Origin of the sequence: Natranaeroarchaeum sulfidigenes, from assembly GCF_017094485.1 — an archaeon.
Classification (GTDB): domain Archaea; phylum Halobacteriota; class Halobacteria; order Halobacteriales; family Natronoarchaeaceae; genus Natranaeroarchaeum; species Natranaeroarchaeum sulfidigenes.
The window spans coordinates 2539683-2557965 of sequence record NZ_CP064786.1 but is presented as its reverse complement, the minus strand read 5'-3'; the positions used below and the strand labels follow the sequence as shown (position 1 = coordinate 2557965).

At 61.8% G+C, this 18283-nt stretch carries 20 protein-coding genes; 12 read left to right on the top strand and 8 right to left on the bottom strand.

Features of this window, described 5'->3' with window-relative positions; all coding sequences use genetic code 11:
• Window positions 1-59 precede the first annotated feature (59 nt).
• The 5 genes from AArcS_RS13330 (at window position 60) to AArcS_RS13310 (ending at window position 5158) form a co-directional block, all read left to right on the top strand.
• Window positions 60-1082 (top strand): PstS family phosphate ABC transporter substrate-binding protein, encoded by a 1023-nt coding sequence (locus AArcS_RS13330; protein WP_445668776.1) that lies wholly within the window; start codon window positions 60-62, stop codon window positions 1080-1082.
• The gene (gene pstC, locus AArcS_RS13325) at window positions 1082-2017 is read left to right on the top strand and encodes a phosphate ABC transporter permease subunit PstC (protein ID WP_238477910.1); all 936 of its coding nucleotides are present in this window, start codon (window positions 1082-1084) and stop codon (window positions 2015-2017) included. Before AArcS_RS13330 ends, pstC begins: the two co-directional genes overlap by 1 nt.
• A complete protein-coding gene (gene pstA / locus AArcS_RS13320; protein ID WP_238477909.1) occupies window positions 2014-2961 on the top strand; it encodes a phosphate ABC transporter permease PstA in 948 nt (315 codons plus the stop codon). Before pstC ends, pstA begins: the two co-directional genes overlap by 4 nt.
• Window positions 2962-3066: 105 nt before the next feature.
• Window positions 3067-3843 carry a phosphate ABC transporter ATP-binding protein PstB gene (gene pstB, locus AArcS_RS13315; protein ID WP_238480015.1) on the top strand — a complete coding sequence of 259 codons (777 nt, stop codon included), beginning with the start codon at window positions 3067-3069 and terminating at the stop codon, window positions 3841-3843.
• A 37-nt stretch (window positions 3844-3880) separates the two neighbouring features.
• A complete protein-coding gene (locus AArcS_RS13310; RefSeq protein ID WP_238477908.1) occupies window positions 3881-5158 on the top strand; it encodes a PrsW family intramembrane metalloprotease in 1278 nt (425 codons plus the stop codon).
• On the opposite strand, the gene AArcS_RS13305 is transcribed toward AArcS_RS13310, so the two are convergent.
• Window positions 5155-5745 carry a riboflavin synthase gene (locus AArcS_RS13305; protein WP_238477907.1) on the bottom strand — a complete coding sequence of 197 codons (591 nt, stop codon included), beginning with the start codon at window positions 5743-5745 and terminating at the stop codon, window positions 5155-5157. The genes AArcS_RS13310 and AArcS_RS13305 overlap by 4 nt on opposite strands.
• Window positions 5746-5989: 244 nt before the next feature.
• Between AArcS_RS13305 and AArcS_RS13300 the strand changes: the two genes are divergently transcribed.
• A complete protein-coding gene (locus AArcS_RS13300) occupies window positions 5990-6826 on the top strand; it encodes a hypothetical protein (RefSeq protein ID WP_238477906.1) in 837 nt (278 codons plus the stop codon).
• Between the two features lie 76 nt (window positions 6827-6902).
• Here AArcS_RS13300 and AArcS_RS13295 read toward each other — a convergent pair whose 3' ends face one another.
• Window positions 6903-7226 carry a hypothetical protein gene (locus AArcS_RS13295; RefSeq protein WP_238477905.1) on the bottom strand — a complete coding sequence of 108 codons (324 nt, stop codon included), beginning with the start codon at window positions 7224-7226 and terminating at the stop codon, window positions 6903-6905.
• A gap of 276 nt (window positions 7227-7502) precedes the next feature.
• Between AArcS_RS13295 and nadA the strand changes: the two genes are divergently transcribed.
• From nadA to AArcS_RS13275, 4 genes are read left to right on the top strand one after another with little or no spacing between them, the layout of a single operon-like run.
• Window positions 7503-8642 carry a quinolinate synthase NadA gene (gene nadA / locus AArcS_RS13290; RefSeq protein WP_375139614.1) on the top strand — a complete coding sequence of 380 codons (1140 nt, stop codon included), beginning with the start codon at window positions 7503-7505 and terminating at the stop codon, window positions 8640-8642.
• A gap of 3 nt (window positions 8643-8645) precedes the next feature.
• Window positions 8646-10223, top strand: a complete 1578-nt coding sequence (locus AArcS_RS13285; RefSeq protein WP_238477903.1) for an L-aspartate oxidase — start codon at window positions 8646-8648, stop codon at window positions 10221-10223.
• Window positions 10223-11047, top strand: a complete 825-nt coding sequence (nadC, locus tag AArcS_RS13280; protein ID WP_238477902.1) for a carboxylating nicotinate-nucleotide diphosphorylase — start codon at window positions 10223-10225, stop codon at window positions 11045-11047. The genes AArcS_RS13285 and nadC overlap by 1 nt, the downstream gene beginning before the upstream one ends.
• A 51-nt stretch (window positions 11048-11098) precedes the next feature.
• A complete protein-coding gene (locus AArcS_RS13275; protein ID WP_238477901.1) occupies window positions 11099-11545 on the top strand; it encodes a DUF7382 domain-containing protein in 447 nt (148 codons plus the stop codon).
• Here AArcS_RS13275 and AArcS_RS13270 read toward each other — a convergent pair.
• The 3 genes from AArcS_RS13270 to AArcS_RS13260 form a co-directional block, all read right to left on the bottom strand.
• Window positions 11542-12279 (bottom strand): protein-L-isoaspartate O-methyltransferase family protein, encoded by a 738-nt coding sequence (locus AArcS_RS13270; protein ID WP_238477900.1) that lies wholly within the window; start codon window positions 12277-12279, stop codon window positions 11542-11544. The two genes, AArcS_RS13275 and AArcS_RS13270, sit on opposite strands and share 4 nt — an antisense overlap.
• Window positions 12280-12345: 66 nt before the next feature.
• On the bottom strand, window positions 12346-12984 hold the full coding sequence (locus AArcS_RS13265; RefSeq protein ID WP_238477899.1) for a protein-L-isoaspartate(D-aspartate) O-methyltransferase: 639 nt from the start codon (window positions 12982-12984) through the stop codon (window positions 12346-12348).
• A gap of 3 nt (window positions 12985-12987) precedes the next feature.
• A complete protein-coding gene (locus tag AArcS_RS13260; RefSeq protein ID WP_238477898.1) occupies window positions 12988-13638 on the bottom strand; it encodes an HVO_0476 family zinc finger protein in 651 nt (216 codons plus the stop codon).
• Between the two features lie 128 nt (window positions 13639-13766).
• Here AArcS_RS13260 and phoU point away from each other — a divergent pair, with 128 nt between their 5' ends.
• Entirely contained in the window at window positions 13767-14444 is a 678-nt protein-coding gene (gene phoU / locus AArcS_RS13255; protein WP_238477897.1) for a phosphate signaling complex protein PhoU, read from the top strand.
• Here phoU and AArcS_RS13250 read toward each other — a convergent pair.
• The 3 genes from AArcS_RS13250 to AArcS_RS13240 all read right to left on the bottom strand — a co-directional run bounded on the left by AArcS_RS13250 (window position 14438) and on the right by AArcS_RS13240 (window position 17111).
• Window positions 14438-14995, bottom strand: a complete 558-nt coding sequence (locus AArcS_RS13250) for a FaeA/PapI family transcriptional regulator (protein ID WP_238477896.1) — start codon at window positions 14993-14995, stop codon at window positions 14438-14440. The two genes, phoU and AArcS_RS13250, sit on opposite strands and share 7 nt — an antisense overlap.
• 64 nt (window positions 14996-15059) lie before the next feature.
• Window positions 15060-15509 carry a hypothetical protein gene (locus AArcS_RS13245; protein WP_238477895.1) on the bottom strand — a complete coding sequence of 150 codons (450 nt, stop codon included), beginning with the start codon at window positions 15507-15509 and terminating at the stop codon, window positions 15060-15062.
• A 153-nt stretch (window positions 15510-15662) separates the two neighbouring features.
• Window positions 15663-17111 carry an oligosaccharide flippase family protein gene (locus tag AArcS_RS13240; protein ID WP_238477894.1) on the bottom strand — a complete coding sequence of 483 codons (1449 nt, stop codon included), beginning with the start codon at window positions 17109-17111 and terminating at the stop codon, window positions 15663-15665.
• Window positions 17112-17137: 26 nt separating this feature from the next.
• Between AArcS_RS13240 and AArcS_RS13235 the strand changes: the two genes are divergently transcribed.
• Window positions 17138-18274: a phosphotransferase gene (locus AArcS_RS13235; RefSeq protein ID WP_238477893.1), complete on the top strand. Its 1137-nt coding sequence runs from the start codon at window positions 17138-17140 to the stop codon at window positions 18272-18274.
• Window positions 18275-18283: the final 9 nt, after the last annotated feature.

The following is an 18283-nucleotide window of genomic DNA, read 5'->3' as shown; positions in this document are numbered from 1 at the left end:
TAGTGCTATATACTAATAATAGAAGGGTATTTAGACCTCCTATCACCACAGTACTGATGATGGCAAGTCACCGGGAGTCTGGTGAGCGAACTCGCGGATCGTCGCGCCGTGGGTTCCTTTTTGCTGCGGGTTCTGTCGGACTGGCTGGGCTTTCGGGATGTATCACTCGCGGTGAGGAAAGCGACCTGACCGGAGAGATCATCGTCGACGGCTCAAATACGGTGTTGCCCCACACCGCCGCAGTCGCCGAGGAGTTCCAGTGGCGAAACAACCGGGTTCGGATCCCCGTCCGTGGCTCGGGAACCGGCGCTGGCTTTCAGCAGTTCATAGCCGGTGAAACCGCGCTACAGAACGCCAGTCGTCGAATTACCGACGAGGAGCGTGCGGATGCAGAGGCAAACGGCATCGAGTTCCTCGAACTCGAAGCCGTCCTCGACGGAATCGCGATCATGGCCCATCCTGATGGACCAGTCGACCGGTTGACCGTCGATCAGCTCCACCGGCTCTGGCGGCAGGATTCCGATGTAGAGCGGTGGAGTGATCTCGATTCCGAGTGGCCCGACAGGGAAATTTCGCTGTACGGCCGTGACTCGGCGTCGGGGACCTACGATTACTTCACCGAAGCAATCAACGATGAGCCGGGGAACATTCGCCGGGATTACAACGAGACGGCAGATACGAACGTCATCGTTCGAGGAGTCAGTGGAAACAGGGACGCCCTCGGCTTCGGGGGTGCAGGCTACTTTTACGAGAACGAGGACGACCTGAAGCTGATCGAGGTCGATGACGACAACGGCGGCGTCATCCCGACTGACGAAACGGTGGCCCGGGCGTTCGAGGACGACCCTGACGGACCCGCTTACACGCCGCTCTCGCGATCGATGTACATCTACGTCAACGTGAACGACCTTGAGCGCGATGTCGTCCGCGAGTTCGCACGGTTCTTTTTCCGGCGCGAGGACCCGGATAGTCCCGCGTGGACACAGCGGGTCGCACCACGGGTGAAGTTCTACCCGATCCCGGACTCACTCGTCGAACGTGAATCGGACCGACTCGAAGCAAAGATCGAGGAGGTACGCTGATGGCGGGCGCGGATTCCTACAGCGATAGCACGGAGCTCACGAACGCGGGGACAGCGAGCGAACAGCGCCGAAATACGTTCGTGAAGTGGGTGTTTTTCGCCTGTGCGTTCCTGTCAGTACTAACCACAGTTGGTATCATCGTCGTGTTGTTCCGCGGCGCATGGGCGTTCTTTTCGGATGTATCGATCGTGACGTTTTACACCGGTTCAGAGTGGTCGCCACAGCGTAACCCACCGAGTTACGGTGTGCTCTCGCTGGTCTACGGGACACTGCTGATTACGGTCGGATCGGCAATCGTCGCTCTACCGGTCGGGACGGCAACGGCGATCTACCTCAGCGAGTACGCGAGCGCTCGTGTTCGGTCGATTATCAAGCCGACACTCGAAGTGCTTGCTGGCGTCCCGACGATCGTCTACGGGTTCTTCGCCCTGTCCTTTATCACGCCGCTCATCCAGCGTGTCTTCCCACAGACCGGGACGTTTAACGCCGCCTCGGCGGCGATCGTCGTCGGAATCATGATCATCCCGATGGTCTCCTCGCTGTCGGAAGACGCGATGAGCGCGGTGCCGGACGAGTTGCGGAATGCGGGCTACGGCCTCGGCGCGACCAAATTCGAGGTCAGTACCGGAATCGTCGTCCCCTCCGCGATGTCGGGCATCCTGGCATCGTACATCCTCGCGATCTCGCGGGCGATCGGCGAGACGATGGCGGTCGCGCTGGCGGCAGGGATCACGCCACAGATCACCGCGAACCCACTCGAACCGATCCAGACGATGACATCCTACATGGTTAACGTCGGGATGGGTGACGTCTCGGTGGGCTCGGTCGGCTATCAGAGCCTCTTTGCGGTCGGCATGACGCTGTTCATGATGACGCTGGCGATGAACATGCTGAGTCTGGCGATCAAAGCGCGCTACAGGGAGGAGTATCAATGAGCGACAAACCACGAACTGACGGCGGAGTCGTCGACGATTTCCCACTCGACGGAGGCGAACAGGTCCAGCGCAAACGGCTGTACGGAAAGATCTTTGTCGGTCTCTGCCTGTCGGCGACGATGGTCGGTATCGTCGCCCTGATCGCGTTGATCGCAGACGTGATTTACGAGTCGTGGGGATGGGTGACCTGGGAGTTCCTGACGTACCCACCATCGCGGTTCGTCGAGAATTTCGATCCCGCGCTGTATGCCGATCCCGATACACGTCCGGCCGGTATCTACCCGGCGCTGATCGGTTCGATCTACCTGATCGCGATGACCGCGCTGTTTACCGTGTTCCTCGGTGTCGGTGCGGCAATCTATCTGGAAGAATACGCCAGCGACAACTGGTTGACGACACTGATCAACGCCAACATCGCCAATCTCGCTGGCGTCCCCTCGATCGTCTACGGCCTGCTCGGACTGGCGATCTTCGTCCGGGCGCTCAACACCGGATCGAGCCTGCTCGCGGGTGCGCTAACGCTGACGCTGCTGATTCTACCAATCGTGATCGTCTCCTCACAGGAGGCGTTACGAGCGGTTCCGGACTCACTGCGGAACGCATCCTACGGCGTCGGCGCGACGCGCTGGCAGACGATCAGGAACGTGGTGCTTCCGAACGCCCTGCCGGGCATCATGACCGGGATGATCCTCTCGCTCTCCCGGGCGATCGGTGAGACGGCACCGCTGGTGCTGATCGGCGCGGCGACGGCGATGTTCGCGCCGCCGGACGGTCCACTCGGGGCGTTTGCCGCGATGCCTATGCAGATCTTCGACTGGGCCAAGCAGCCAGCAGCGGAGTTCCAGCACGTCGCCGCGGCGGGGATCGTTGTGCTGCTGACGGTGCTCTTGCTGATGAACGCGACGGCGATCTATATCCGTAACAAGTACGATACACCAACATAACCAATGAGCGACACATCACTCGGTACGACGACGGCGACGGAGATCGACACGGAAACTGACGAGGAAAGCGCCGATCGGAGTTTGGGCACCGAAACGGACAACGAGATGGAACCGTGGATCACCGACGTACGGAGCCCGATCCTCGAAGCCGAGGAGCTGGTCGTCCAGTACGGCGATATTCAGGCGCTACAACCGGTTTCGGTTGGCCTCCCGGAAAAGGAGGTCACGGCGATCATCGGTCCCTCTGGCTGTGGGAAGTCCACGTTCCTGCGCTGTATCAACCGGATGAACGATCTGGTCGACGCCGCCGACATCACCGGGAGCCTCCGGTTTCGTGGAAAGGACATCTACGACGACGATGTCGACCCCGTCGCGCTCCGGCGCAAGATCGGGATGGTGTTTCAAAAGCCCAACCCGTTCCCCAAGTCGATCTACGACAACGTCGCCTACGGCCTGCGCATCAAGGGCCAGACCGAGAACATGGACGAGGCCGTCGAGCAGGCACTGAAACGTGCTGCGCTGTGGGACGAAGTAAAAGACCAGCTCGACAAGAGCGGTCTCGACCTCTCCGGGGGCCAGCAGCAACGTCTCTGTATCGCCCGGGCGATCGCGCCGGACCCAGAAGTCATCCTCATGGACGAGCCTGCAAGCGCGCTCGATCCCGTCGCCACCTCTCAGATCGAGGACCTAATCGCCGAGCTATCGGAGGATTACACCGTCGTCGTTGTCACACACAACATGCAGCAGGCGGCGCGAATCTCCGACAAGACAGCAGTCTTCCTCACCGGCGGCCAGCTCGTGGAGTTCGACGACACGAATACGATCTTCGAGAATCCCAAACACCAGCGCGTCGAGGATTATATCACCGGGAAGTTCGGGTAGGCCAACATCTAACCCGCACCCGTTCGTTGTCGAGTGTATGGAGCGAGAGCCAGTCGAGCGTGTCGCCGACGACGACATCGATCTCTACGAGGTCTCATCCTGGGAGCCACGAACACGTCTAGATCGGCTGCTTGTCGGGGCGGAAGATCGGCTACGGACGTTCTACCGACTTCTCGTGTGGTTGGCCGCTGGACTCGCCCTCGCGTCAGTCATCGGCGTCTCCGCGCTCGTCCTCGTCGCCGAGTTCCAGTTTGGCAACCTCGATGCAGTCACCGACCCAGTGGTTACCGCACTCGTGGTTCTTTCGGTCGTCCCCGCACTGCTCATCGCCGCCTACATCTGGCACGTCGACGTGACGACGGGTGAACCCGCCTCATTGCTCGTCGTGACCTTCCTCCTCACGATGGTGCTCGCGGGTGCCGCGGCGCTGTTGAACGAACTCGGGAGTACGATTATCAACGTTGTCGGCGCAGCGACGCTCGGCGCGGAGGTCGTTGGGACGCCGATCATGCTCGTCCTGTTTTTCTTCCTCGTCGTCGGCCCCGTGGAGGAGACGGTAAAGCTCCTCGCGATCAGGCTGTATGCCTACCGGGATGATCGCTTCGACGCCGTGATCGACGGTGCGGTCTACGGGGCAGTCGCGGGCCTCGGTTTTGCGACGATTGAGAACGCGCTCTATATCACCCGGCCGCTCGAATCGGTGACGACAACGGCGGACGTGCTACAGACCGCTGGGGGGACGACGGCTGCCAGAACACTTGCGGGACCGGGCCACGTCATCTACTCCGCTCTGGCCGGGTTCTATCTCGGGCTGGCGAAGTTCAACCGGGACCATGCAGTCCCACTGGTTGCAAAAGGACTCCTGCTGGCAGCCGTTATCCACGCCACCTACAACACCGGGGCGAGCGTCGTACCGCCCTTGCTCGTCGGAACGCTCTCGTTGTCCTCGCTCTCGGCTGTCGTCATCTATGTGGTTACGTTCCAGATCGCCGCGGGGTACTTCCTGTACCTGAAGCTAAAACGATATCAGGACACATACCGGGCAGTCGGAGCGGGCCACCCCGATCGCGCTCCGATGCCCGAACTGGTCGAGTTCGACGGACCGACACACACTGCGCCGACATCGACTGGAGCGGTAGCAGTCACGTCACAGCGAACACCGTCCGACCCCCCAAGCGACTCGGCAACCGGCTCCGCCGAGGGACCGGGATCGACCGACACCGGGGATAGAGCCACTGGATCGCCCGAGGGCAAGTCTTTCGACAGCACTGAAAACGGGCAGGAGTCTGACTCGGTCGACGACTGGGAGTTCTAGTAGCCGTCGAGCATGCGTTCCGCGTACTTTGCGATAACGTCGACTTCGAGGTGGACGGGATCTCCAACCGACTTCTCGGAAAGCGTCGTCAGGTCGTACGTCGTCGGGATCACGGCGATGGTGACGGAGTCGTCCGTCCGATCCGCCACCGTGAGGCTGATCCCGTCGAGTGCAATCGAGCCTTTTTCGACTACGTACTGATCGAACTCCTCCGGAAGGGTAAACTCGAACTCCCAGTCCTCGCCAACCTGCCTGCTGTCACGGACTTCGGCGACACCGTCGACGTGTCCCTGCACGAAGTGACCGTCGAGACGCGCGTCGGCCGCGAGGGCGCGTTCGAGATTGACGGCGTCGCCCACGTCGAGCGTTCCGAGATACGTCTTCTCGATGGTTTCGGCGGCAAGGAACGTCTCGAACCAGTCGTCACCGTACTCCTCGACCGTTAGGCAGGCCCCACTGACGCTGATACTCTGCCCGTGTGCCAGATTCTCGGTGACTACTTCGCCCGCGATACGGAGTCGAAGACCGTCGTCAGTCTCGGTCCGGGCGGCAATCTCGCCCGTCTCCTCGACGATACCGGTGAACATACGCTCGCATTGGGATGGGCACGACGAAAGGATTCCGGGTTCGTCGTCCACAGCCATCGGTTTCCGACGAGAACATTAACTGTTGAGCGAAGCGAGGAGGGAATGGCCTTGTCGACCTTCGCAGAACCTGCGGTTTTGCTTAGTCCCGACGAATCACTGACTATTACTATCTGGGGGAAGTAAATACTGTAAACAGTACCTATTCCATGAGTTCAACATATCTCGCTCTGACTGGTGGTGTACAATGAACCCGAACCGTATCGATTTCCTCGTCGACATGGCCTACGGGCTCCTCTTGCTGGCGGCGATCGCTATTATTGTGCTCGTGGGCACAGAGACGGGCGTCGCGTTCGGTCTCGGTATCATCGCCTCGTATGTCATCCACGTCGTCTGGAAGATGGGTCGATTCGATCCGGACTGGATGACCAGACAGGTTCAAGAAGAGGTCGAACAGAAGGTCTCCGAGCGCGTCGAAAAACAGGTCGAAGAAGAGGTCGACGACGTCCGGAACCAGATCGACGAGGTGAACCAGCGTGTCGATCGTCGGCCGCGCGAGGAAGACGTCCAGCACGCAGTCGGCGAGCAGGTCGGTGAGACCGTCGAAAAGACCGTTGAAGAAACAGTCGGCGAAAAAGTGGATGAGACCGTCGAGCAGAAGGTCGAGGAGACGACCGAAAAGAAGGTCGAGGAGACAGTCGACGAAAAGGTCGAGGAAACGGTCGAGCAGAAGGTTGAGCAGACAGCCGACGAGAAGGTCGAAGATACGGTCGACAAGAAAGTCGAACAAAAGGTCGAGGAAACAGTCGACGAGAAGGTCGAAGAAACCGTCGAGCTGAAAGTCGAAGAGACCGCAGACGAGAAGGTCAAAGCGACGGTCGAGCAGAAAGTCGAAGAGACAGCTGAAGAAACGGCCGAAGAGAAAGTCGAAGAGAAAGTCGAGCAGAAAGTCGAAGAGACAGCTGAAGAAACGGCCGAAGAGAAAGTCGAGGATACAGTCGAAAAGAAAGTCGAAGAGAAAGTCGAGGAGAAGGTTGAGGAAACGGTCGAAAAGAAAGTCGAAGAAACGTCAGAAGACAACTGATTCGGGGATCGCTGAGAGCCTCGACCACCGCGGACAGGCCCCCTCGAAACACATTGATTCGATTCGCCTCCTAGTTCTACGGTAGCGCCTCGATGCGGAACTGATATTCCGGGTAGGCCTGATCGAGGTTTGCGGGCGATTCTTCACGCGTATGTGTCTGACAGAGATACGCGACGGCCTCGACTGCGCCCTGCCCTGTTTCTTCCTGATAGCGCTCGACGACGATAAATGAGGGGTCCGCGGCACAGCCACGCCGGTGACACTCCTTCGGAAGCGATTCGTCTTCCCAGAGCGGTTCCGTTTCGTCGCCGCGTTCCAGGGCTTCCCTGAGTTCGCGCTGTCGTTGGCGTTTCTCCGCGTTGTGGGCCTGTTTGTCCCGTCCTTTTTTGTCGTCGGCCATACGTCGAGTGACGAGTGAGACAGTCATAATCATGGGGTTGTACCAGGAACTGACACCCCCCGATTCAGCCAGAACGAGTTCCACGACAATCATCTCCGAGTGGTATTTTGTCGTATTCTCCCGTCCTATAACACGTACTTGTCCAGATGCCAGTCTGCAGGAGCCCAGTCTCAAATAGCGGATTCCAGTTCCTGAAAGCAGCCGAAATGAGCGATTGAAAAGAAAATCTTTTCATAAGGCGACTCTGAAGTTCGAAGTAACCACTGGTGTCAGTTAGTGCCACGAATGGAAACCGCAGACATCGATACCGACCTGAGTCTCTTCAAATACGACAACCTCGAACAGTTGCCCGAACGATATCGGGAACTGGACGAATCCGAGCGCACAGACCGCATTGAGGCCGCGCTGTCCGAACTGGGCGACGATGTCGTGATCCTCGGCCACAACTACCAGCGCCGGGAGATCGTTGAACACGCCGACTTCATCGGTGATTCCTACCAGCTCTCGAAGGAAGCCGCGAACGCGGATGCCGAGTACGTAATCTTCGGCGGCGTCACGTTCATGGCCGAGAGTGCGGACATCATCACCGACGACGATCAAACCGTTATCCTTCCGAGCATGGAGGCGTCCTGTCCGATGGCCGGGATGGCAGAAGCCCTGCAGGTCGACGCCGCGTGGGCCGAGATCACGGCGGCCGCGCCCGACGAGGAGATCATCCCGATCACGTACATGAACTCCTACGCAGACCTGAAGGCGTTTACCGCGGAGCACGGCGGCGCGATCTGTACGTCCTCGAACGCCCATCTCGTTTTCGAGTGGGCGCTCGAAAAGGGCGACAAGGTCCTGTTCCTGCCCGACAAACACCTCGGCGAGAACACGGCCCATCGACTCGGCCTCGAAGACGAGACTGCCGACTGGGATCCGTGGGATCCCGAGGGGAAAGACGCCGAGGAGGTTGCCGAAAGCGATATTATCCTCTGGGATGGGTACTGCCAGGTGCACGAGCGGTTCCGCGAGAGTCATATCGATCAACTGCGCGAGGACCATCCCGAGGCAAACGTCGTGGTGCATCCGGAGTGTCGCCGCGAAGTCGTCGAGGCCGCGGACGTCGTCGGGTCGACGAGCACCATCTGCGAAGTCGTGGAGGGGGCCGATCCGGGCGACACCTGGGCGATCGGGACCGAGATTCATCTGGCGAACCACCTCGATCGCTGGTATCCAGAGGTGAACGTCCTGCCGCTGTGTGGCGACGCCTGCATGGACTGTAACGCGATGCGCCAGATCGACCCGAACTACCTCACTTGGGTGCTCGAAGAGCTGGTCGCGGGCAGGGAACGCAACGTCATCGAGGTCACAGAGCGTGAAAAGGAGCTCGCCGAAATCGCGATGAACCGAATGCTGGAGCTGCAGGGGTGAACGATGACGGACTACATCACTGCGGACGTGCTCGTCGTCGGCACCGGCATTGCGGGCTGTGCCGCCGCGCTCGCGGCTGCACGCGAGGGAAGCGACGTGCTGGTCGCGACGAAAGCCGAACGCCCCGAGGACGCCAGCACCGACTGGGCACAGGGCGGTATCGCCGTCTCACGGGACGATCCCGAGGGGTTCAAACGCGATATTCTGGCGGCAAGCAGTAACACCGCAGATCCCGGCGCCGTCGACGTTCTCGTCGAGAACGCCAATGACGCCGTCGAGGACGTCCTGCTGGAAACACTTGGAATCGAGTTCGATACGGCTGGCGGGGAGTTCGATTCGCCGGGCTGGGACTACGGCCGCGAAGCGGCCCATTCCGAGAACCGAATCCTGCACGTCAACGCCGAAACGGGGTCTCACATCCTCCGACCCCTTCTATCCTATCTCGACGACCACGACCGCGTACAGATCTTGGAAGACACTGCCGCGCTCGACCTGATTACTCACGAAGGGCGCGTCCACGGCGTTCAGCTGGATCGGACGCCAGACGGGGAGCGTTCACGGACTGGCTATCCGGTCTTCGCCGGATCGACCGTCCTCGCGACTGGTGGAATCGGCTCACTGTATCCACGCTCGACGAACCCCACCGGCTCGACCGGCGACGGTATCGGGATGGCCGCGCTTGCAGGCGCTGAAATCGCGGATATGGAGTACGTGCAGTTCCACCCGACCGCACTCGATGAGACGTCAGCAGATGTCGCAGAGGCCGCGGACAGCGACGCGATGGAGACGGTCCTGATCAGCGAGGCCGTCCGCGGGGAGGGTGCACACCTCCTGAACGGAAACGGCGAGCGCTTCATGCCCGCGATCCACGAGGACGCCGAACTCGCCCCGCGTGACGTGGTAGCGCGCGCGGTCGCTCGGGGGCGCGACGAGACCGGCGAGGTCCGACTCGACGTCTCGACCTTCGATTTCGCCGCGCAGTTTCCCGACCTCGCCGAGCGCTGTGAACGGCGCGGTGTCGACCCGGCAGACGGGATTCCGGTTGCGCCCTGCGAGCACTTCCTCTGTGGCGGCATCGCCGTCGACGACCGCGGGCGAGCCAGCCTCGACCGCCTGTTCGCCGTCGGCGAGTGTGCCCGGACCGGCGTCCACGGCGCAAACCGGCTGGCCTCGACGAGCCTGCTGGAAGGGCTGGTCTGGGGGCTCCGGGCCGGCGAGACGGCGGTCGGCAACGAGCCGGAGCCGATCGAGGCCGCGGACCTGCTCGATAGCGATCCCGACCTCCCACCGCGTTTCGCCGCCGAGAAGTTCACCCGCCTGCACCGCGTGATGGGCGAGCACGTCGGCCTGCGGCGCGACTCAGACGGTCTCGCCCGCGCCGCTGCCGTCCTCCGACGGCTCAAGGGTGAGGTCGACGCCTACGTCAGGACCCGGACGGCCAGAGACCTCTACGAACTCCGACATGCGAGCGTTACTGCCCTGTTGATCGCGCGCGCCGCTGCGGAAAACGAGCGCTCCGTGGGCTGTCACTACCTCGTCGACGAGCCCACTGAATCAACTGCGACGCCGGCGGACGACTGATGATTACCGACTCACAGATCGAATGCTGGCTGCGGGAGGATCTGGGCCATCACGACGTGACGAACGAGGTGCCCGGCGAGACATCCGGCCGCCTCGTGGCGAAAGAGGCGGGTGTCGTCGCCGGACTCGACGCCGTCCGCGCGGTCTTCGCGTATCTCGGCGTCGACGTGACCGAAGCGCTGGCGGACGGTGACCGCGTCGAGCCAGGTGATCAGGTCCTCTCCGTCGAAGGACCCGCCCGCGACGTCCTGCGCGGCGAGCGCGTCGCCGTGAACATTACGGGCCATGCCTCGGGCATCGCCACGAAGACGCGCCAGACGGTCGAGCGTGTGGAGGCCGCGGTCGGGGCGGAAACGGCTCCGGAGGTCGCGGCGACCCGCAAAACGACGCCGGGCCTCCGCGGGATCGAAAAACGCGCAGTAGTCGCGGGCGGCGGCGACACCCACCGCCTCGATCTCTCGCATATGGTGATGGTCAAGGACAATCAGATCGCGGAGCTGGGGCTTGAACAGGCAATCGAGCGCTTCGACGAGCGGACCTCATTCGCCACGAAGCTCGATGTCGAGGTCGAGCACGTCGAAGACGCCCCGCGGGCCGCGAAAGCCGGAGCCGATATCGTCCTGCTGGACAACATGACGCCCGCCGAAACCAGCGAAGCCGTCAACCTGCTGGCAGAGTACGACGGCGTCCTCGCCGAGGCGTCGGGCGGCATCGGCGTCGAGGATGTCCCGGCGTACGCGACAACCGGCGTCGATATCATCTCGATGGGCGCGTTGACTCACAGCGCGCCCGCGCTCGATCTATCCTTCCGGACGGGAGTGTGATCGTTCCCCCGACACCAGCCGTTTATATATGATCGGGCGGCCAGCCCCGCCATGCGATTCGAAGCCTTCCGGTCGGATGACCGGGCAATCGAGGGCTTGCCAATCAGACTCGTCATCGCAATCGTCGTGGGTGTGGCGAGTCTGTCAATCATGATGTCTATGCTCTCGGGCGTCGGGACGCTCGGAACGACCGAACTCGACGTCGAGCCCGACGAGGAGGTGATCGGGACGGGGCACAACTCGGTCGACCTGACGGTGATCGACGATCAGGGCGACCCGGTCGAGGGCGCGACAGTGATCGTCTCCAGCGGGACCGCGAGCATCGATGGGGTTGTAAACGAGGAGTCGGACGCTGACGGCGAGGCGACAGTAGAGATCCGGCCCGAACTCAGGGACAATCAGGACAAAGGGACGCTGGATATCGACATCAACCCACCAGCAGGAACCGAGTACGAGGACCAACGCGAGAATACGGAACTACTGGTGATCGACGACTAGACGCCGTCCCAGTCGATCCAGTCACGCTCCCAGCCGTGACGCGACTGAGCGGCGCGCTTTGCGTGCTCGCGGTCCTCGCGGGCGGTGCGGTTGCGCTCGATGGCGTCGGCCTGTTCGCCCTCGACGAGCAGCGGCGCAAACGCCACCGTACCGTGTTCTTCGACGTCACCACCGCTCTCGACGACGGTGAGCCGCTGGGTACCGTTACCCTGCGGCAAGACGAGTTTCCCCTCGGGAGCGAGCTGATCCAGCAGGGCTGGTGGCGGTCGCACCGCCGCGGCTTCCAGCAGAATCCGATCGTAAGGCGCGTACTCCGGGAAGCCATCAGCACCGTCACGGCAGTCGACCAGCACCTCATCGTGACCCGCAGCGGCGAGATTTTCGCGGGCAGCGTAGACCAGTGAGCGGGTGATATCGATCGCGTGCACGTTCCGTGCGTCGACAATCTCAGCGAGAACAGCGGCTGTATAACCGACGCCGACGCCGACGACCAGCACCGAGTGCTCCGGCCTGACATCGACCAGTTCGAGTAGTCTGGCCGCTTCGCTCGGCGAGAGGACGCGTGTGCCGTGCTCCTGATGGGAGATATCGGCGTAGGCGGCCCGGTCGGCGTCGACGAACTCGTGGCGCGGGACTTCCCGCATCGCGAGCCCCACCTGTTCGCTCCGGACGACGGCCTTGGCCTCGTGTTCGAGGCTATCGACCATGTCGTCTCGGAGTACCGCCGGTTCCATGTCTTCGGGTTCGTCCCGAAAGGTAATCAATCGCGCGGCTGGCGGACGGGGTTGTCCGGTGTCGAGTCAGCCGCGCATCTGTACGAACCGGACCCCACCGTGGGATTCCGTGGCGAGACTGCCATCCGCTCGCTTGTCGAACCGTTCGAGCAGCTGCTGTCGTCGACCGATCGGGGCGAGGATTCGGCCACCAGCCGCGACCTGTTCGGCAACTGGTTCGGGGAGTTCTGGTGCCGCACAGGTCAGATACGCACGGTCGTACGGGGCGTGTTCCGGCCAGCCATCCCAGCCATCGCCGACGCGGATCGAGACGTCACCGTACCCGAGGTCGGAGAGCGTGTCCGCAGCACGCTCGCCGAGGCGCTCGCTGTACTCTACGGAGTACAAGTTCTCTGGACCGACAATTTCAGCGGTGACCGCGGCATGATAGCCACAGCCAGTGCCGATTTCGAGGACGGCATTCCCGGCTTCGGCAGCGAGCAACTCGGTCATCATCCCGACCATGTGTGGGGCGCTAATCGTCTGATCGTCGCCGATCGGGAGCGGGCGGTCCTCGTAGGCGGCATCACGTTTGGGGGAGGGGACGAACTCGTGGCGGGGGACCGAACGAAGCGCGTCGATAGTCGCCCTATCACTGATTCGGCCGCTCTCTACGAGACGGTCGACCATCCGGTCCCGCCGGTCCGCAAACGAGCCCCCGGACATCGGCTACCAGGCCGACCAGGCAGTCGAGGACTCGTCGCGAACGTATAGCCGTTTGACGTCCTTTGCGACCGCCGTATCGCGGTCGTGATCCAGTTTGTCGAACTTGTAGCCGGTCGCGTCGTCCCGGACGACGATCCCCTCGATGGTGAACTCCTCACCGGCGAGTTCGTCGGTCGCGCCGACGGTGAACTCGTAGTCTCCCGGCACCTGCAGGGTGACGCTTCTGGTCTCCTCACGACGACCGTCTTTCGGGTGAATTGTCGTGTTGACTCCGACATTCCCGACCGCACGGGTCCAGATCGTGCTGACCTCCTCGGCGCTCGCTTCGTCGACGCGTTTGTCGCCGTCGAGTTCGAGGCTGGTGATCCGGACGGTCATAATCGCCTCGGGCGTATCGAGGACGAACTCTTCGCCGGTTGCAAGCGTTTCGTCAGCTGGCGGTTCTGCCGTCGCTGAGAACGAGTCACCCTCCTGAGAGACGACGACATCGCGCTCGACCGTCCGATCTTCTTCGATACGAACCTTGTGGACGTGGCTGCACTCCGTACAGCGAACGGTCGCCTGTCCCCCCGGTTTGAGAACCTCGTGGACTGTCTCCGCATCTGGCGAACAGGACGGACAGCGCGTCCCGATCCGCTCCGTTGTCTCACTCATACCGGCCATCTACCGTCCGAGCAGATAAAAGGAGTCGGTCATGGAAACGTCAGGCCGTCGCCACTGGCACGGTGGCAAGCTTCCCCGATCCGATAGCACTTATACGTCCGGCCGGTCTGTGCCCGAGTATGGCACGACAGGACTACCAACAACAGCTGGAGTCCCTCCGTGAGGACGTTCTCTACATGAGCGAACTCGTTCTCGAACGGCTACGGATGAGCTTCGACGCCCTCGAACAGAAAGACGAGGGGCTAGCGGAGGAAGTGATTCAGGGCGACCACGAAATCAACCAGTTGTATCTCGACCTCGAACAGGACTGTATCGATATTCTGGCGCTCCAGCAGCCCGTCGCCGGTGATCTTCGATTTATCGCCTCGACGTTCAAGATCATCACCGATCTGGAACGGGTTGGTGATCTCGCTACAAACCTCGCCGAGTACTCCCGCAACGCCGAACAGGACCTCTATCCCGAAGTCGACGTGCAGGGACTGGGCGATCTAACCCACGAGATGGTCGAGGACGCGATGGACGCGTATGCGACCGACGACCCGGACGCGTGTCGTGAGATTTCGCGCCGCGACGACGACATCGACGCACTCTGCGAAGAAGCAAGCCAGACGGTCGTTCGTGACCTGCTCGAACGGGAGTTCGACGAGAAATCAAGTGAGGATATCGAGACTCTGATGAACGACGTGTCACGGCTCCTCTTGACGATTCGAGATCTCGAACGCGTCGGCGACCACGCAGTCAACATCTCCGCGCGAACCCTGTATATGATCGAGAGCAACGACGAGCTGATCTACTGACCGTCGTATCGCCAGGTTTTGCCGCCCCAGCGAGGCTCGACGACGCCAGGCAGATCTCCAAGCCGTTCTGACACCATTGCCCACCACTGTTCTGCCTCGTCGTACCCCGCAGAGTGCGCCGGATACACCTGTTCGATCAGTTCGGCTTCCTCGATTTCGCGAGTGTCTCGGAGCCGGTCGAACGTGGCGCGAATCGCATCGCGCCGCCAGTCCCGCATCATCCCGCTGATTCCGGGGACGTCCATATCGTCAAGCAGTGCGGAGACGTGTTCGTCAACCGGCCGACCCGTTCCGTTATCCTCTCCGACAAACGTTGCGCGAGGCTGGTACCAGACAGTCAGCGGCGGCTCTTCGCGTACCTTTTTGCGGTCCAGCTGACCGGTGCGACACAGCGCGTCGAGTTTGCTCCGGGCCTCATACTCGGTGCAGGACAGGATATCGGCAATTTCCGTCGCCGTCTTCGGCTCCGCTCCCTCGAACCGTTCGACGACGGTGTCGTCGGGGATCTCCTCGACGAACTGCCCCCAACTCCTGTCGTCGTGGTTACTCATATACGCAGGATTTGTACCGAACACCCATTATTTTTTGTATCGGTCCACGAGTTGATATATTCTCTCAGCACGAATCTCTTTTCGCCGATGTCTCCTCGTCGACGAGCCGATGAGCGTACCAGACCGTCGAGAAGTCCTGGGGGCTTGGTAGTGCACAGGCGAGCCACGCGACGGCGGCGGCGATCACGTACGGACTCCCGGTCGCGAGCGGATCCGAAACGATGCCAACGGCGACCAGTACGAACGGGATCGTCAGTGTGAGCGGCATCAGGGCAGCAACACGGAGTCCGGCCACTGATGTTCCATCGGAGAGCTGCGGCGTTACCGACGCCCATGTGCCGAGGACCCCCGCTCTGAGTCGGCCGATCCCCTTGCGCCCACCGAGCCAGTCGATCCGATACTCGATTCCGAACGCCCGCAGGGCAAGCGCGTGTGTGTACTCGTGCACGACAGTCCCCAGACAGAGCGTTAGCAGGAGTACACCGGACACTCCGGCGATGGTAAATGGATCCATACTACCTGTACCAGTAGCTATGGTAAGATCGCTTTAATCTGTTGTTTCTGGCGCTCTTCCTCGGCATTTCGACCAATCAGCGAACAGTACACTCCCCATCGAAGACCAATCAGTACGACATCACGAGCGCCGGGCGGCTGCCTCTATCCGCGTTCACCGACTGCTCAGTAACGGCAGGTTACGCTGGACAGTCCGCCGGAACTGACCGGAGATTCCCAGCAATGTGGTGAAATACAGACCCGCCCCGAAGGCGACGACGGCGGGAACGGCAACGAGGTTCCCTACCTCTGCCGTCTCGACGAGTTCGAGAACGAGCCAGACGCCACCGCCCATCAGTCCGGCCGACACCCACTGACGTCCAATCTCCCGGATCGGCGTTCGGAACGCGAGCACGTCAGTAAGCGCGGCGTACGCAAGGACGAGACCGATTCCAGCGGAGAGTGCCGTGGCGATGGCCGCACCCCTCCACCCGATCTGCCAGACCAGCACGACGTTCAGGACGGCATTGACTGTGATGAACGCGAGATTGATCCGAAAGGCGAGGTCGGGGCGGTCGACCGCATTCAGCGCGGTCAGTAGCTGTTTTTGATAGCCGTACAGTAGCGTCGCGACCAACAACAGCCCCAGCACTGCTGTCCCCTGCACGAACTCGGGGCCGTAGATGGCGAGCAGTCGATCGCCGACCAGCAGTCCGCCGACCAGCCCCGGAACGACGATCAGGCCGCCGTAGGCGAGACTGTCCTCGACCAGCTGGCTTGCGGTCGCGTCCTCGCCGTCCGCGGTCGCACGGCTGATCTCGGGAAAAAGCGTGTCGCTCACCGCCGTCCCGAACAGGTCGAGGAACTTCGCGATCGACCAGGCGACGGCGTAGACGCCGACCAGCGCCGTGGGGACGAACGCGCCGAGCACCAGTATGTCGACGTCGTTGAACGACCGCGATTTGAGCCCACCAAGCCAGGCGTACTTCGCGTACTCGTAGAGGCTCCGGAAGTGTCGTTTTCGTGGACGTTCCAGCGATGTCGAGACGTACAACAGGCCGAGCACGCCGATCAGGACGCCGCCGACACCGTAGCCAACAAGCAGTCCGGCGAGCGAAAAACCCGCAATCACAAGTCCGATCTGGACGAGCGTCGCGACGCCGATCCGGACCGGTGCGAGCAGCCCCGCGAGGTGGACTTTCCGTTCACCTTCGAGCACCGCCAGCACGAGCTTGTAGAACAGTTTGATCGCCAGTAACGCGAGGACGAACCAGACCACGGAGACGGCGACGTAGGCGTCGAACTCCCCAACATAGTCAGCGAGATACCCTCGACCAAGTAGTAGCAGGACCGAGACGAGCCCGCCAATCGCCAGCGTCGAGAGAACCCCGGCGGCGACGTACGCACCCTGCTCGTCGCCCTCGCTGACGCGCTTGGTCACAGCAGTGCCGACGCCCATCGAACCGCCGAGTTTGAGCCACCCGACGAGGGCGATGACCAGCGCGTACAACCCGAGCACCTCTGCGCCCAGCACACGCGCGAAGTAGATCGTTCCCAGAAAGCCGAGCGCGGAGCTTGTGAGCTTCGAGAGGAAGACGACGATCGAGGTCTGGCCGATCCGCATCTGTCGGCCTATCGGACGAATCGGCTATGCCGTTTTCGGTCGCCGGACGGACGGAACAGACTGATAGGGGTCCGTCCAAAACGGTCGGGTACTCGATGGGTCCCGATCTCTCGCACGTCACCGCGTTCACCGGACACGTCAGTAGTGGCGCACCACAGCCCAGATCGTTCTACGCACTCGATCCCCCAGGGGAACACTACTACCTGTTCCGGCCGACGCGCGCGGCGTTCCGGACGGTTGCGGGGATGATCGCCGGTAAGGGACTGAAGCGACGGCTCGGTGGCTACACGCTACGCGTCTGTGGGATCGTTCCCCCACTGGCACGACTGGTGCCAATGATTTCGGCGCGTTCGATCACGATAGCGTCGGATGTCGACGTTGACGTCGCTGTCTTCAGCAACCGGACGCGGCTGGTCGATCTCGACGAGCGAATCGTGTACACGATTCCGGCAGGAGACCCGAGCAGAGTCGTCGACGAGGCGCGCGCTCGCGAGGGACTTCCGACCGGGATCAACGCGCCGGAACTCTACGAGTACGATCTGGACTACCCCTACCTCGCCGAGCAGTTCGTCACCGGTCATCATCCCCGCTCACCGGTCGAGGGCTGGCCGTTCCTGCTCGACGCCCTCGAACAGCTTACCCATCTCTACCGGATAGATCCCGAGCCGGTGACGGTTTCCGGAATCGTTGAGGACGCGAGGTCGATACTTGATGAGCGGGGGCTGCTCCCCAAGGCACCGTTCAGCCAGGCGTTCGCCCTCCTTACGGAACTCGACCTCCCCGAGACTCTGTTCCGTGCGCGGGCACACCGGGACCTCCACACCCGAAACGTGCTCGTCGACGGTGAGCGAGTCTACATCGTCGACTGGGAGAGCGCTGGCCGGGATCTGGTCATTCGCGACCTCTTTCGTCCCTTCACGATCGCCCACTACGACACCCGCGACCCGACAGCAGTCATCCAGTTGTGTACGTTCGAGGGGGAGGGAGGAAGAATCGTCGACGACTACCTGAAGGGTATAGGAGAGTACGCGATGCCGGATCCAGGCCGGTACTCCGGCCTGCCGCTACTGTACCTGCTGCACTCGCTTGCCGAAAAGGAGCGAAGTGAGTTCTGGGACAGCAAACGGGAGCTACTGGCTGCGGTAGTCGATCGGCTCGACTGAGCAGTCACG